Raw genomic sequence first — 14348 nt, forward strand, 5'->3', positions numbered from 1 at the left:
GGTTGCCCCAGGCTTGCAACGGTAGTCATCTTGCAATGATAGTTATATCATATAACGGTTTTGGCAAAGGACATTGACGCGAAACAGTATGAATGTACTTCGCGGCGGTGCACATGGCGACCAGGGGAAGAGGAGACGCTGTGGCTGAACGTTCGCCTTGAAAAGGCGGGCGAGTTAGATAACATGTTAATTAACAAGTCGGGCGATCGAACAGCCCGCGTGCCAAGGGAGAGGATGCCGATGAGGAAAGCATTTCTGGCGATGCTGCTGGCCGCCAGCGTGACGCCTGCGCTGGCGCAGGAGAAAAACTTCGAACTGAAACTGTCGCATTGGGTGCCGGCCTCGCATCCGCTGCAGAAGGCGCTGGAGGAATGGGGCGCGGCGGTCGAGAAGGAATCCGGCGGCACCATCAAGTCCAAGGTGTTCCCGGCGCAGCAACTCGGCAAGGCATTCGATCATTACGACATGGCGCGCGACGGCATCGCCGATGTCACCTACATCAATCCGGGCTATCAGCCGGGGCGGTTTCCACTCATCGGCGCCGGCGAATTGCCCTTCCTGATGTCGGACGCCAAGGGCGGCTCGATGGCGCTCGACGCCTGGTATCGCAAATATGCCGAGAAGGAGATGAAGGACGTCAAGTTCTGTCTCGCCTTCATCCATTCGCCGTCGACGTTCCATTCCCGGACGAAGAAAATCGTCACGCCCGAGGACATCAAGGGCATGAAGATCCGGCCTGCCCACGCCACCATGGCGAATTTCGTCACCCAGCTCGGCGGCACCAACGTGCAGTCCTCGGCGCCGGAGGTCCGCGACATCATCGAGCGCGGCGTCGCCGACTCCGTTACCTTCCCGTGGGGGTCGGTAGTTCTGTTCGGCATCGACAAGGTGACGAAGTATCACATCGAAGCGCCGATCTACGTCACGACCTTTGCCTTCGTGATGAACAAGGACAAGTACAACCAGATGTCCGACAAGCAAAAGAAGGCAATCGACAACAATTGCAACACGGAAGCCGCCGGCCGCGTCGGCGAACCCTGGGGCAAGTACGAGGATGCCGGCGTCGAAAAGATCAAGGCGATGTCGGGTCACGAGGTCTACAAGCTGACGCCGGAGCAGACGGCGGCGTGGAAGAAGGCGGCCGAGCCGCTGGTCAAGACCTGGGGTGAGGGCGTCAAGAAGAACGGCGGCGATCCGGACGCGGCGCTGGCCGAGCTCAAGGCTTCGCTCACCAAGTACAACGCGCTCGCGCAGTAGAGCGTAAGCGGCTTTGACGGCGGCAGGGATCTCCTGCCGCCGTCTCCTCCCTGCCATTGCCAGCCGTTCGGAGCGGACATGAATCGCGCGTGGATGGATCGTTTCATCGACACGATCGAATGGATCGCGGCCGGCTTTGTCGGCATCGTCGCGCTCAACATCTTCATCGGCGTCCTGCTGCGCAACACGTTCAATTATGCGATCCCGGATTCGTTCGACATCGGGCGCATGCTGCTCGGCATCCTGATCTTCTGGGGCATCGCCGCCACCAGCTATCGCGGCGGCCACATCACGGTCGATCTGATCTGGGCCAATGTCGGCCCAAAGTACCAGCGCATGATCGACGTGTTCGCGACGCTGGTGCTGCTGTTCGTCGTCACCGTGCAAACCTATACCCTGTTCGACAAGGTGCGCGGCACCTACAACGATAACGTCCTGACGTATGAAGTGCATATGCCAACCTGGCCGTTCTTCGCGGTCGCCTGGGCCGGCGACGCCGCCGCGGTGCTCCTGATCGCGATCCGCACCTGGCGGCTGGTCTTCCATCCGGAAGACATCCATGACGCCAAGATCAAGACCGTGGAGTAGGGCGGGATGAGCACCGATACCGTCGCGGTCCTGGGATTTGTCGCGCTCTTCGTGCTGATGCTGCTGCGCGTGCCGGTAGGCATGGCGATGGGCCTCGTCGGCGTATGTGGTTTCGGTTATCTGGTCGGCTTCACGCCGGCGCTCAAGATGGTCGGCCAGACCTCGATGCGCACGGTGACCGACTACACCTTCGGCGTGATTCCGATGTTCCTCTTGATGGGCGCGTTCGTCAGCAATTCCGGCATGAGCCGCGAACTGTTCCGCGCCGCCAACGGTTTTGTCGGTCATTTGCGCGGCGGGCTTGGCATTGCGACCGTCGGAGCCTGCGGCGGTTTTGCTGCGATCTGCGGCTCGTCGGTGGCGACCGCCGCGACGTTCTCGGCCGTCGCCTATCCGGAGATGCGGCGCTACGGATATCCGCAATCCTTTGCCACCGGCGTGATCGCGGCCGGCGGCACGTTAGGCGCGATGTTGCCGCCGTCGACGGTGCTCGCCGTCTACGGCATCATCACCGAGCAGGATATCGGCAAGCTCTTCATCGCCGGCATCATCCCCGGGCTGCTCGCCATTGCCATGTACATGCTGACGATTTCGCTGATCGGCTGGTTCCGGCCGGACTTCCTGCCGGCGGGTCCGCGAACCAAATGGCGCGAGCGCTTGGCCGGCCTGAAGAACATCTGGGCGCCGGTGCTGCTGTTCATCTTCGTGATCGGCGGGCTGTACGGCCTGCCATTTCTGCCGCGCTTTACGCCGACTGAGGCAGGCGGCGTCGGCGCCACCGGTGCGTTCCTGATCGGCATAGTGACGGGAAGGCTGGACAAGGAAAAGATCCTGGGCTCGCTGCTGCAGGCGACCCGCACCGCAGCCGCGGTGTTCACGGTGCTGATCGGCGCGCTGATCTTCGGCTATTTCCTGACGGTGACGCAGACCCCGCAGAAGGTCACCGAGCTGCTCACCGGCCTCGGGCTCGGGCCCTACGGCATCCTGGCGCTGATCATGGTGATGTATCTGGTGCTGGGCTGCCTGATGGATGCGATGGCCATGATCATCCTGACGGTGCCGATCATCTTTCCGGTGATCATGCATCTCGGTTTTGATCCGATCTGGTTCGGTGTCATCATCGTGATGACGGTCGAACTTGGCCTCATCTCTCCGCCGATCGGCATGAATGTCTTTGTCATCAAGAGCGTCGTCAAGGACGTGTCGTTCTCCACGATCTTCCGGGGCGTGATGCCCTTCGTGGTGACGGACCTGATCCGGCTGGTGATCCTGATCGCATTTCCACTACTGGCACTGTGGCTGCCGCAGCGCATGGCCGGATAGAGCATGGGTGGCGCCGATGAGCCCGCAGCTTGAGACCAGATACGTCTTCACCATCACCGTGCGGATCGGCGAGGTGACTTCGGCCGGCGAGATCGGCACCGGCGTGCGCCGGATCATTCCGATCATCGGCGGCGAGGTGAAGGGCGAAATCAACGGCAAGGTCTGCGCCTTTGGTGCCGATTTCCAGATTATCCGCCCGAACGAGCTGATCGAGCTGGAAGCCAAATACGCCTTCGAGACCGACGACGGCGCCGTGGTCTATGTCGAGAACAAGGGTCTGCGCTTCGGCCCGGTCGAACTGCTGCAGAAGCTCAAACGCGGCGAGCCGGTTGATCCAAAGCTGATCTATTTCCGCACCGTGCCGAGATTCGAGACGGGCGCAGAGAAATATCGCTGGCTGATGCAAAACCTCTTCATAGCCTCCGCCGCCCGCCACCCCGACCAGGTGGTTATTGATGTGCATCAGGTGTTGTGAGTCTTTACTTACCCTCCCCTGGAGGGGTCCGAGACGAGCGAAGCTCGCTCGTGGGTCGCCGCGAAGCGGCGGGGTGGGGTGACGGTCTCACCTCACGATCAGTGCCCGAGTGGAGAGATCACCCCACCCCGTTTCGCATTTCGCTACGCTCATGCGAACCGACCCTCCCCCTCCAGGGGAGGGTGAGCAGCTCGCAGACATCGCGGTTGTAGAGTGGGCAAAGGAGCGCTAGCGACGTGCCCACCATCCATCCCTGATCGCGCTGCTTGATGGTGGGCACGCTTCCGCCTTCGCTCATGGAGCTACGGCGGACGTGGGCGCTTTGCCCACCTACGATTTCTGTGACTTTGTCTGTGACTGCCCGACGGGCAAATCGCTTCTGATTTTCAGAAGTCGTGTCAAGGCGTGGAATCAAAAATATTCTGCTTTCGTTCTCACCCAAATCAGCCGCATAACTCCGCCTGTCTCACGGCAGATGAGGGGCGTCGGCCACGTCACGAACGCGCGGTGAGATGCGATGGACGCAGATGGCGCGATAGACGTTGCGCGCCGGAGGCGTACGGTGAAGTCGTGTGGTCCTGATGTCGCGGTGCTGGCATGAAGCTGCGTGGTGTTTTCACGCAGCGACGGTGGCAAAAGAGCCGTTCGCCGGGGAGAGCACGTTATAAGCCGTAAAGCCATTGCGCAGGGAAGGCCGGGATGCTCCCGCTGTACCTGTATGCTCGTGTGCGTGTTCTCTATGCGCAATTGCACACGAGACCGCGGGTGCAGCCAGCACCCGGTCTTCCCTGCGCCCTCAGAACAAGAGGGCGGGAAATTCTGAAGCAAAGCTCGGGCAATTCATGTCGCGAGATCGCGAACGCACACTCAGTTGTCATCGCCCGGCTCGACCGGGCGACCCAGTATTCCAGAGACGTCAGTGATTGAACCGAGAAGCCGCGGCGTACTGGATCCCCGCATGCGCGGGGATGACATTCGTGTGTTGGGGCCGCTCCCGCCCGCGGCGGGTGAAACAACTCGCCTTGACTCCCGCCCGGCAAAATCGTTATAAAACATAACTATTCTGCGCAGGACCTAAAATTGCCCATGGGAAACGCTTCCACCGCCGCTGCGGGTCAATCCGACCTGCTCGAGATCGAGCAGAAGGGCGCGGTGCTGACCGTGGGCCTCAACCGGCCGGCCAAGCGCAATGCGCTCAACGATGGCATCATCCTCGCGATCCAGGATTGCTTCTCCAATCTGCCCGATGGCACAGGCGCGGTGGTCATCCATGGTGTCGGCGACCATTTCTCCTCCGGCCTCGACCTGTCCGAACTGACCGAGCATGACGCCACCGAGGGCCTGCGCCACTCGCAGATGTGGCACCGGGTGTTCGATCGCATCCAGTATAGCCGGGTCCCCGTGATCGCGGCGCTGAAGGGCGCAGTGATCGGCGGCGGGCTGGAGTTGGCCTGCGCCGCGCATATTCGCGTTGCCGAACCATCAGCCTATTTCGCGCTGCCCGAAGGCCAGCGCGGCATCTTCGTCGGCGGCGGCGGATCGGTGCGGCTGCCGCGGCTGATCGGGGTGGCGCGGATGATCGACATGATGCTGACGGGTCGGGTCTATTCGGCCACCGAAGGCTCGGCCTACGGCTTCTCGCAATATCTCACCGAGGCCGGCGGCGCGCTGCCGAAGGCGCTGGAACTGGCGGAACGCGTGGCGGCGAACGCGCCGCTGACCAATTTCGCCGTGCTGCAGGCGCTGCCGATGATCGCGGAGGCCAATCCGCAAACCGGCCTCCTGATGGAATCCCTGATGGCAACCGTGGCGCAGAGCGACAAGGAGGCCAAGCGCCGCATTCGCGCGTTTCTCGACCACAAGACCGCAAAGGTGAAGCCGACCTGACATGAGCGCCAAGCCCAGCATGTCCGCCTCGACCGACTCAGCCGCGCGCGCCGATCATCCGCTGCGCCCGATCTCGTTCGGCACGCCCGCGGTGCATGTCGAGCGCCGTGACGATGGCACCATCTATCTGCGCCCGAAAGCGCAACTTCGCGACTATCCGGCGCGTATCACCGACCGCCTGCATCATTGGGCGGCCGCCGCGCCCGATCGGGTCTTCATGGCGGAGCGCAACGCGGCACGGGGCTGGCGGCAGATCACCTATGCGGAGCTGTTGACGTCGTCGCGGCACATCGCGTCTGCGCTGCTGGCGCGCGGGCTTTCGGCAGAAAAGCCGGTTGTCATCCTGTCCGGCAACTCGGTCGATCATGCGCTCGTCGCGTTCGGCGCGCTCTATGCCGGCATTCCCTTCTGTCCGGTATCGCCGGCCTATTCGCTGGTATCGCGCGACTACGGCAAGCTCAGCTATCTGATGAAGCTGTTGACTCCCGGCCTCGTGTTCGTCGACGACGCGACGAAATTCGCCGATGCGCTCGCCGCCAATGTGTCGTTCGGGACCGAGATCGCCGCCTCGCGCGGTGCGGTGCCCGGCCGTGATGTCACGACGCTTGCAGATCTGATGGCGACGTCATTGCATCCGCGGCTCGACGCAGTGCACGAAGCGATCGGCCCGGACACGATCGCCAAATTCCTGCTGACGTCGGGCTCGACGGGCAACCCCAAGGCTGTGATCAACACCCAGCGCATGATCTGCGCCAATCAGGTGATGCTGCGCGAGACGCTGGCGTTCCTGAAGGACGAGCCGCCGGTCATCGTCGATTGGCTGCCGTGGAATCACACCTTCGGCGGCAATCACAATATCGGGCTGACGCTCTATAACGGCGGCTCGATGTATCTCGACGAAGGCAAGCCGATGCCCGGCGGCATTGAAGAGACTGTGCGCAATCTTCAGGAGATTTCGCCGACGGTCTATTTCAACGTGCCCAAGGGCTATGAATCGCTATTGCCCTATCTGCGCGACGATGCGGCCTTGCGCAAAAAGTTCTTTGCGCGGCTGCAGGCGATGTTCTTCTCGGGCGCGGCGCTGTCGGCCTTCGTCTGGAACAGCCTCGACGAACTGTCGGTCCAGGAAACCGGCTATCGCGTGCCGATGCTGACCGGCCTTGGCGCCACCGAGACCGCGCCGTTCTTCATGTCGGTCAATCCGGTGACCAGCCGCTCCGGCCATGTCGGGCTGCCGGTGTTGGGCAATGATGCGAAACTCGTGCCCAACAACGGCAAGCTGGAGGTTCGCGCCAAGGGGCCGAACGTGATGCCCGGCTATTGGCGTCAGCCTGATATGACGGCGAAGTCCTTCGATGAGGAAGGCTTCTACAAGATGGGCGACGCGCTCAAGCCGGCCGTTGCAGATAATTTCGACGCCGGCTTCGATTTTGACGGCCGCATCGGTGAGGACTTCAAGCTTGCCAGCGGCACCTGGGTCAGCGTCGGCCCGTTACGGGCGCGCTTCGTCGCGGCCTGCGCGCCGCTGGTGCGGGACGTCGTCATTGCCGGCATCAACCGCGACGAAATATCGGCGCTGGTGGTGCTCGATCTCGACGGTTGCCGCCTGATCAATCCGACGCTCCCGCATGACGACCTGGCCACCGCGGCGTCCGACCCGCTGATCGTCGCAGCCTTCCGCGAACGCTTCAAGAAGCTCGTCGCGGGCGCAACCGGATCGTCGACCCGGATCACGCGCGCAGTGCTGCTCGATACGCCGCTGTCGATCGATCGCGGCGAGGTCACCGACAAGGGTTCGATCAACCAGCGCGCGGTCCTGGAGAACCGCAGCGCGCTGATCGAGGATATCTATTCGCCCGCGCCACCGGCGCAGGTGATCACGCTGTAACCAAATTCGCACAAGAGCTTGTCAGGGAGAGTATCATGCAGTTGAAGGACCAGGCCGCCATCGTCACCGGCGGCGCATCGGGATTGGGCGCGGCGACCGCGCGCCGGCTCGCGGCGCAGGGCGCCAAGGTTGCAGTCTGCGATCTCAACGCCAACCTGGCAGAGGCCGTCGCGGCCGAGATCGGCGGTGTCGCCGTGATCTGCGACGTTTCCGATGCCGCGTCGGCGGAAGCCGCGATCGCGAAGGCGGCGGCCGCCCATGGTCCGGCGCGCGTGCTGGTGAACTGCGCCGGCATCGGCGTCGCCAAGCGCGTGATCGGCAAGGACGGCCCGATGGCGCTCGGCGATTTCGACAAGGTAATCAAGGTCAACCTGATCGGCTCGTTCAACATGCTGCGGTTGGCGACCGCTCCGATGTCGAAGCTGGAGCCGCTTGCGACCGGCGAGCGCGGCGTGGTGATCTCGACCGCCTCGGTCGCGGCCTATGACGGCCAGATCGGTCAGTCGGCTTATTCGGCTTCCAAGGGCGGCATCGTCGCCATGACGCTGCCGATCGCGCGCGAACTGGCGCAGTTCGGCATTCGCGTGCTGACGATCGCGCCGGGCCTGTTCCTCACGCCGCTGCTGGCCAACCTGCCGCAAGAAGCGCAGGACTCGCTTGCCGCCTCGATCCCGTTCCCGCGCCGCCTCGGCCAGGCCGACGAGTTTGCCTCGCTGGCGCTGCACATGATCGACAATCCGTACCTGAACGGCGAAGTAGTGCGGCTCGATGCCGCGCTTCGCATGGCGCCGCGCTAGGACATTTCATCCCATGTTCGTCAACCGGCGCGACGTGCAGATCCAGTGGGGCGATTGCGACCCCGCCAACATCGTTTACTACCCGCGCTATTTCGCGATGTTCGACGATTCCACCTCGATCATGTTTGAAGCCGCCGGCTTTTCGAAACAGGACCTCATCCACAAATATGGCCTCGTCGGCATTCCCATGGTCGACACAAGGGCCAAATTTCATATCCCGTCCACCCATGGCGACTGGATCCGGATCGAAAGCCGGATCGAGAGTTTCAAGCGCTCCAGCTTCGAGGTGGTCCACAACGTGTTCAAGGGCGAGGCATTGGCGATCGAGGCGTTCGAAACCCGCGTGCTGGTCGGCAAGCACCCGGACGATCCCGCGAAGCTGAAATCGGCGCCGATGCCGCCGGAGATCATCGAGCGTTTCATGCGGGGCTGACTTACTATCCGGCATGACCTAATGAAGGGGCTGAATTAAGGGCCCGGTTTTGCTTAAGACTGCAGATAATAATCCAAGGGAGGAATGAATGAAGAAGTCTTTTCTGTCCGCGGCGGCCGTCATCGCGGCCCTCGCCCTGCCGGGGGCTCCGGCCATTGCACAGACCAATGAAATCACGATAGGCATCACCGTCACCACGACCGGTCCCGCAGCCGCTCTCGGCATTCCCGAACGCAACTCGCTCGATTTCGTGCCGAAGGAAATCGGCGGCGTGCCGATCAAGGTCATCGTGCTCGACGACGGCGGCGATCCGACCGCGGCGACCACCAATGCACGGCGCTTCGTCACCGAGTCGAAGGCCGACATCATCATGGGCTCCTCGACGACTCCTCCGACGGTTGCGGTCTCCACGGTTGCGAACGAGGCGGGGATTCCGCATTTCGGCCTCGCGCCGCTGCCGATCAACGAGGCGCGCATGAAGTGGTCGGTCGCGATGCCGCAGCCGATCCCGATCATGGGTAAGGTGCTGTACGAGCACATGAAGGCGCACGGCATCAAGACCGTCGGTTACATCGGCTACTCCGATTCCTACGGTGATCTCTGGGTCAACGACTTCAAGACTCAGGCTGTGCCCATGGGCCTGACCATGGCTACCGAAGAGCGCTTTGCCCGCCCGGATACATCGGTCGCCGGCCAGGTGCTGAAGCTGGTCGCCGCCAATCCCGACGCCGTTCTCATCGGCGCGTCCGGCACCGCAGCGGCGCTGCCGCAGACCACGTTGCGCGAGCGCGGCTACAAGGGCCTGATCTATCAGACCCACGGCGCCGCCAGCATGGACTTCATCCGCATCGCGGGTCCGGCGGCGGAAGGCGTGATCATGGCTTCCGGTCCGGTGATGTCGCCGGAGTCCCAACCCGACAGCGCGCTGACCAAGAAGCCGGGGCTGGCGCTCAACACCGCCTACGAAGCCAAGTATGGCGCCAACAGCCGCAGCCAGTTCGCCGGCCATTCCTACGATGCCTTTGAAGTGCTCAAGCGCGTGATACCGGTGGCGCTGAAGAAGGCCAAGCCGGGCACGCCGGAATTCCGCGAGGCGATCCGTCTGGCGCTGATCTCGGAGAAGGAAATCGCGGCAAGCCAGGGCGTCTACAACTTCACCGAAAAGGATCGCTACGGCCTCGACGATCGCTCGCGCATCATCCTGACCGTGAAGGACGGCAAGTACGTCCCGGCGAAGTGAGCGTAGGCAGCCGTTAAAACCCTCATGGTGAGGAGGCGCGAAAGCGCCGTCTCGAACCATGAGGCCCGGCTCGTGCCATTCATCCTTCGAGACGCCGCTTGCGCGGCTCCTCAGGATGAGGTCTGACAGGGGTGGGCACGGCGCGAGCGCGCCTTTGCCCACCCTACGCCGCCGACTAACTAAATCCCGCTTGCGCCCTCGTGCTGGAAGCCGAGATAGCTCGCCGCGACGCGCTGGTTGCTGGCGATATCCTTGGCCGATCCGGACAGGATGAATTCGCCGAGTTCCATGACGTAGGCGCGGTCGGCGATTTTAAGCGCTGCTTGCGCATTCTGTTCGACCAGCAGCACCGACACGCCGGCGGCACGCAATTCGCCGATGGTGCGGAAGATATCGGCCACGATGATCGGCGCGAGACCAAGGCTCGGTTCGTCCAGCATCAACAGTTTCGGCGCGCCCATCAGGGCGCGGCCCATCGCCAGCATTTGCTGCTCGCCGCCGGAGAGCGTGCCGGCCAATTGCTTGCGCCGCTCCTTGAGCCGCGGAAACAGCGCGTAGACCCGCTCGAACGACCTTGCCGCGGTTGCCTTCGGAATCCGGAAGGCGCCGAGCTGCAGATTGTCCTCGACGTTCATCGTGCCGAACAATTCGCGGTGCTCCGGCACGAGACAGAGGCCCGCCGCGACGCGATCCTCGATGTCGAGCGGGGTCATGTCGGTGCCGGCGAAGGCGGTGGCGCCCTTGAGCGGCAGCACGCCCATGATGGCGTTCAGCAGCGTGGTCTTGCCGGCGCCGTTGGCGCCGATGATGGTGACGATCTCATCGTCGGCGACGTCGAGCGAAACCGAGCGCACGGCTTCGACCTTGCCGTAGGAAACGTGGGCGTCGGAGACCGATAACAGCGCGCTCATGCGGTAGCTCCGAGATAGGCCTTAATCACATCGGGATTGGTCTTGATCGCATCCGGCGTGCCCTCGGCGATCTTGGTGCCGAAATCCAGCACCACGACGCGGTCGGCGAGATCCATCACAAAACCCATGTCGTGCTCGACCAGCAGCACCGACATGCCCCCGTCCCGCAGTTGACGGAGCAGGGCAGCCAGCCGCTGTTTTTCCATGTGGCGCAGTCCCGCGGCCGGCTCGTCGAGCAGCAGCAGCAGCGGGTCGACGCACAGCGCCCGTGCAATCTCGACAATGCGCTGCTGGCCGAGCGACAGGCTTCCGGCCAACTGGTCGATCTGATCGCCGAGGCCGACACGCTCGATCTGGCGGGCGGCTTCCGCCAGCAATTTCGCCTCGTCGGCCCGGTCGAGCCGGAACATGCTGGAGATCGCGCCCGCAGACCCTCGCAAATGCGCACCGATCGCGACGTTCTCCAGCACGGTCATGTCAGGGACCAGCTTGACATGCTGGAAGGTGCGCGCGACGCCGAGTTTTACAACCTCCTGCGGCGGAGCGTTGTCGACCTTGTTGCCGAGCACCGAGATGGTGCCGCCGGTCGTCGTCAGCACGCCCGTGATCAGGTTGAAGGTCGTGCTCTTGCCGGCGCCGTTGGGGCCGATCAGGGCAACGATCTCGCGGGCCTGGACGTCGAAGGAGACGTCGTTGACGGCGATCACGCCGCCGAACTGCTTGCGCGCCTTCTCGATCTGCAGCAGCACGGCGGACGAAGCCTGTGCGCGCACGGGCGTGGCAAGCGGAAGCGACGCATCGGGCAACTTGCGGCCCGGCTGGATCGGCAGTCGCGACATCAGCCAGGGCCAGACGCCGGTCGGCGCCAGTTGCAGCAGAACGACCAGCAGGATGCCGAACACGATGGTCTCGAGCTGGCTCTGGCCGCCGAAGATATAGGGCAGATAGCTCTGCAGGATCTCCTTGAGGATCACGACGATGCCGGCGCCGAGCACCGCGCCCCAGACATAGCCGGCGCCGCCGACCACGGCGATGAACAGATATTCGATGCCGGCCTGCGCGCCGAACGGGGTCGGATTGGCGGCGCGCTGGAAATGCGCATAGAGCCAGCCGGACAAGCCGGCGAGCACAGCCGCATAGATGAACACCAGAAGTTTGGCGCGCGGCGTCTGCACGCCGAACGCTTCGCCGGCAATATGCCCGCGCCGCAGCGCGCGGATCGCGCGGCCGGTACGGGAGTCCAGGAGGTTGATGGTCAGGAGCGCCGAGACCAGCACCGCGATCCAGATCGCGAAATAGATCGTGCCGGGATCGAGCATCCGGAAATTGCCGATCGAGAGCGGCGGGATGCCGGAGATGCCGTCATTGCGGCCGAGGAATTCCAGCTTGCTGAACAGGTAAAACAGGCCGATGCCCCAGGCGATGGTGCCGAGCGGCAGATAATGGCCGGATAGCCGCACCGTGACGATGCCGAGCAGGACCGCGGCGATGCCGCTGACCACAAGCGAGAGCGGCAGCGTGAGCCATGGCGAGAAACCGTAGGCCGTGGTCAATACCGCCGTGGTATAGGCACCGAAGCCGCAGAAGGCGGCCTGGCCGAACGAGGTGAGGCCGCCAACGCCGGTCAAGAGCACCAGCCCCATCGCCACCAGTGCGGCGAGGCCGATATTGTTGAGCAGCACGATCCAGAATGGCGGGACGCCCGGAATGAACGGGATCGCTGCCATCACGAGCGCGAAGATGATGAGGGGGGTGCGCTGGTTCATCGCCGTCAATCCTTCTCTTCCTCGACCGCGGGCGCTGCGAGCGAACGCAGCACCAGCACGGGAAGGATCAGCGTAAAGACGATGACCTCCTTGAAATTGCTGGCGTAGAACGATGAGAACGCTTCTACGCTGCCGACCAGCAAGGCTGCGACGGCCGTCAGCGGATAGCTGACGAGTCCACCGATGATGGCGGCAATAAAACCCTTCAGGCCGATCAGGAAGCCGGTGTCGTAATAGAGCGTGGTGATCGGCACGATCAGGATCCCGGAAATCGCGCCGATGATGGATGCCAGCAGGAAAGCGATCTGCCCCGACAGCGTGGTGCGGATGCCGACGAGGCGGGCGCCGAGGCGGTTGACGGCGGTAGCGCGCAACGCCTTGCCCATCAGCGTGAAGCCGAAGAACAGCCACAGCGCAACGATGAAGGCGACCGTCAGCCCGTAGACCGCAAGGCTTTGGCCGGTGAAGCGCAGCGGGCCAATCGTCAGTGCCGCATTCGACAGCGCCGGCCCGCGCAGGCCCTCGGCGCCGAAGAACACGAGGCCCAGGCCCTGCAGCGCGAGATGACAGCCGACGGAGGCGATCAGCAGCACCAGCACCGAAGTATGGGCGATCGGTTGAAACGCGATGCGGTAGAGGAACAGCCCGATAGCCGCGACGATCAAAAGCGACAGCGCGATGTTGACTGCAATCGGGGTCTTGGGACCGGCAAGGCCGTAGGTCAGGGCCAGGATTGCGGCGGGGAGAGCGATGTTGAGGGCAAAGGCGCGCGCGACCCGCCTGGGCCGTAGCGATCGCCGTGCCTCAAACAGGTCGAGGCCGAACGCGACCACGCCCATGGCCACTGCCAGCTTTGCGGTGCCCGGCACCTGACCGGTTGCCAGCATGGCGTAACTCAGCGCGCCGAAGGTCACGAACTCGCCCTGCGGGATCAGGATGACGCGGGTGACGGCAAACACCAGCACCAGCGCCAGCCCGAGCAGCGCATAGATCGCGCCATTGGTGATGCCGTCCTGCAGCAGGAACAGCATGATTGTCGTATTCAAGACTGGCGCTCCCCCTAAAAGCGTCGCCGGTCTTGACCTCGCACGGTCCGCCGGCCGTCCCATATCTCGGCAGTTGAAAGGCGCCGATATTTGATATATCCAATAACAATTATCAAATATAACATCAAGGCCCGGTCACCGGCCGCGCCTTTTTCGGGGGCGAGCCTCACGCCATGACAGTTTCCAAGGCAGCGACCGATGTCGTCAAGTCGTCGCGCGGCAACGGCAAGGAAATCGCCGATGGCGCCGCGGAGAGTGCCGGGCTGCAACTGGGCGAGCTGGCCGACCTGCTCGGCTATTCGCTCAAGCGCGCGCAGCTCAAGGTATTCGAGGATTTCCTGCGCTGTGTCGCGCCGCTGCAACTGACGCCGGCGCAATTCTCGGTGCTATTGTTGCTCGACCGCAATCCCGGGCGCAACCAGACCGAAATCGCCAACACGCTCGGCATCCTCAGGCCGAATTTCGTCTCGATGCTGGATGCGCTGGAGAGCCGCGGCCTCTGTGCCCGGATGCGCTCGACCAACGACCGTCGCTCGCACATCCTGGTTCTGACCGACAAGGGCAGGGCAGTTTTGGCGCGCGCCAAGAAGCTCGTCGCCAGCAAGCACGAGGCGCGTCTCAACGAGCTGCTGGGTCCCGCCAACCGCGTCGCGCTGCTTGAGATGCTGTCGAAGATCGCGGCGGAGTTTTGAGGCGCGTCATTCCGGGGCGGTCCGAAGGACCGAACCCGGAATCTC

At 63.4% G+C, this 14348-nt stretch carries 13 protein-coding genes; 10 read left to right on the forward strand and 3 right to left on the reverse strand.

Annotated elements, in window-relative coordinates; translation table 11 throughout:
* Positions 1-240: 240 nt before the first annotated feature.
* The 9 genes from V1292_RS11220 to V1292_RS11260 all read left to right on the forward strand — a co-directional run bounded on the left by V1292_RS11220 (position 241) and on the right by V1292_RS11260 (position 9888).
* Entirely contained in the window at positions 241-1257 is a 1017-nt protein-coding gene (locus V1292_RS11220; RefSeq protein WP_334372521.1) for a TRAP transporter substrate-binding protein, read from the forward strand.
* 78 nt (positions 1258-1335) lie between these two features.
* A complete protein-coding gene (locus V1292_RS11225; protein ID WP_334372523.1) occupies positions 1336-1845 on the forward strand; it encodes a TRAP transporter small permease in 510 nt (169 codons plus the stop codon).
* A 6-nt stretch (positions 1846-1851) separates the two neighbouring features.
* Positions 1852-3168 (forward strand): TRAP transporter large permease, encoded by a 1317-nt coding sequence (locus tag V1292_RS11230; protein ID WP_334372525.1) that lies wholly within the window; start codon positions 1852-1854, stop codon positions 3166-3168.
* Between the two features lie 16 nt (positions 3169-3184).
* Positions 3185-3643 carry a DUF3237 domain-containing protein gene (locus V1292_RS11235; RefSeq protein WP_334372526.1) on the forward strand — a complete coding sequence of 153 codons (459 nt, stop codon included), beginning with the start codon at positions 3185-3187 and terminating at the stop codon, positions 3641-3643.
* 1080 nt (positions 3644-4723) lie between these two features.
* Entirely contained in the window at positions 4724-5530 is an 807-nt protein-coding gene (locus V1292_RS11240; protein WP_392698179.1) for a crotonase/enoyl-CoA hydratase family protein, read from the forward strand.
* A gap of 1 nt (position 5531) precedes the next feature.
* Positions 5532-7418 carry a feruloyl-CoA synthase gene (locus V1292_RS11245; protein WP_334372529.1) on the forward strand — a complete coding sequence of 629 codons (1887 nt, stop codon included), beginning with the start codon at positions 5532-5534 and terminating at the stop codon, positions 7416-7418.
* Between the two features lie 35 nt (positions 7419-7453).
* Entirely contained in the window at positions 7454-8215 is a 762-nt protein-coding gene (locus V1292_RS11250; protein ID WP_057841108.1) for an SDR family NAD(P)-dependent oxidoreductase, read from the forward strand.
* Positions 8216-8228: 13 nt separating this feature from the next.
* Positions 8229-8648: an acyl-CoA thioesterase gene (locus V1292_RS11255; protein WP_334372532.1), complete on the forward strand. Its 420-nt coding sequence runs from the start codon at positions 8229-8231 to the stop codon at positions 8646-8648.
* Between the two features lie 88 nt (positions 8649-8736).
* Positions 8737-9888, forward strand: a complete 1152-nt coding sequence (locus V1292_RS11260) for an ABC transporter substrate-binding protein (protein ID WP_334372534.1) — start codon at positions 8737-8739, stop codon at positions 9886-9888.
* Between the two features lie 179 nt (positions 9889-10067).
* Here the strand turns inward: V1292_RS11260 and V1292_RS11265 are convergent, their stop codons facing one another.
* Genes V1292_RS11265 through V1292_RS11275 form a run of 3 tightly spaced genes read right to left on the reverse strand, consistent with a single transcriptional unit; the run spans position 10068 to position 13611 of the window.
* A complete protein-coding gene (locus tag V1292_RS11265; protein ID WP_213248609.1) occupies positions 10068-10799 on the reverse strand; it encodes an ABC transporter ATP-binding protein in 732 nt (243 codons plus the stop codon).
* A complete protein-coding gene (locus tag V1292_RS11270) occupies positions 10796-12565 on the reverse strand; it encodes a branched-chain amino acid ABC transporter ATP-binding protein/permease (protein ID WP_334372537.1) in 1770 nt (589 codons plus the stop codon). Before V1292_RS11270 ends, V1292_RS11265 begins: the two co-directional genes overlap by 4 nt.
* A gap of 5 nt (positions 12566-12570) precedes the next feature.
* Entirely contained in the window at positions 12571-13611 is a 1041-nt protein-coding gene (locus V1292_RS11275; protein WP_334372538.1) for a branched-chain amino acid ABC transporter permease, read from the reverse strand.
* Positions 13612-13784: 173 nt separating this feature from the next.
* On the opposite strand from V1292_RS11275, the gene V1292_RS11280 reads away from it, so the two are divergent.
* Positions 13785-14303 carry a MarR family winged helix-turn-helix transcriptional regulator gene (locus V1292_RS11280; RefSeq protein WP_334372540.1) on the forward strand — a complete coding sequence of 173 codons (519 nt, stop codon included), beginning with the start codon at positions 13785-13787 and terminating at the stop codon, positions 14301-14303.
* The last annotated feature ends 45 nt before the right edge of the window (positions 14304-14348 follow it).

Source organism: Bradyrhizobium sp. AZCC 1719 (assembly GCF_036924525.1).
In the GTDB taxonomy this organism is placed as follows: Bacteria; Pseudomonadota; Alphaproteobacteria; order Rhizobiales; family Xanthobacteraceae; genus Bradyrhizobium.

What these genes read in the sequence shown, in the direction of transcription:
- V1292_RS11220 (WP_334372521.1), top strand. Translation starts at nt 241, where the DNA reads ATGAGGAAAGCATTTCTGGCGATGCTGCTGGCCGCCAGCGTGACGCCT.
- V1292_RS11225 (WP_334372523.1), top strand. Translation starts at nt 1,336, where the DNA reads ATGAATCGCGCGTGGATGGATCGTTTCATCGACACGATCGAATGGATC.
- V1292_RS11230 (WP_334372525.1), top strand. Translation starts at nt 1,852, where the DNA reads ATGAGCACCGATACCGTCGCGGTCCTGGGATTTGTCGCGCTCTTCGTG.
- V1292_RS11235 (WP_334372526.1), top strand. Translation starts at nt 3,185, where the DNA reads ATGAGCCCGCAGCTTGAGACCAGATACGTCTTCACCATCACCGTGCGG.
- V1292_RS11245 (WP_334372529.1), top strand. Translation starts at nt 5,532, where the DNA reads ATGAGCGCCAAGCCCAGCATGTCCGCCTCGACCGACTCAGCCGCGCGC.
- V1292_RS11250 (WP_057841108.1), top strand. Translation starts at nt 7,454, where the DNA reads ATGCAGTTGAAGGACCAGGCCGCCATCGTCACCGGCGGCGCATCGGGA.
- V1292_RS11255 (WP_334372532.1), top strand. Translation starts at nt 8,229, where the DNA reads ATGTTCGTCAACCGGCGCGACGTGCAGATCCAGTGGGGCGATTGCGAC.
- V1292_RS11260 (WP_334372534.1), top strand. Translation starts at nt 8,737, where the DNA reads ATGAAGAAGTCTTTTCTGTCCGCGGCGGCCGTCATCGCGGCCCTCGCC.
- V1292_RS11265 (WP_213248609.1), bottom strand. Translation starts at nt 10,799, where the DNA reads ATGAGCGCGCTGTTATCGGTCTCCGACGCCCACGTTTCCTACGGCAAG.
- V1292_RS11270 (WP_334372537.1), bottom strand. Translation starts at nt 12,565, where the DNA reads ATGAACCAGCGCACCCCCCTCATCATCTTCGCGCTCGTGATGGCAGCG.
- V1292_RS11280 (WP_334372540.1), top strand. Translation starts at nt 13,785, where the DNA reads ATGACAGTTTCCAAGGCAGCGACCGATGTCGTCAAGTCGTCGCGCGGC.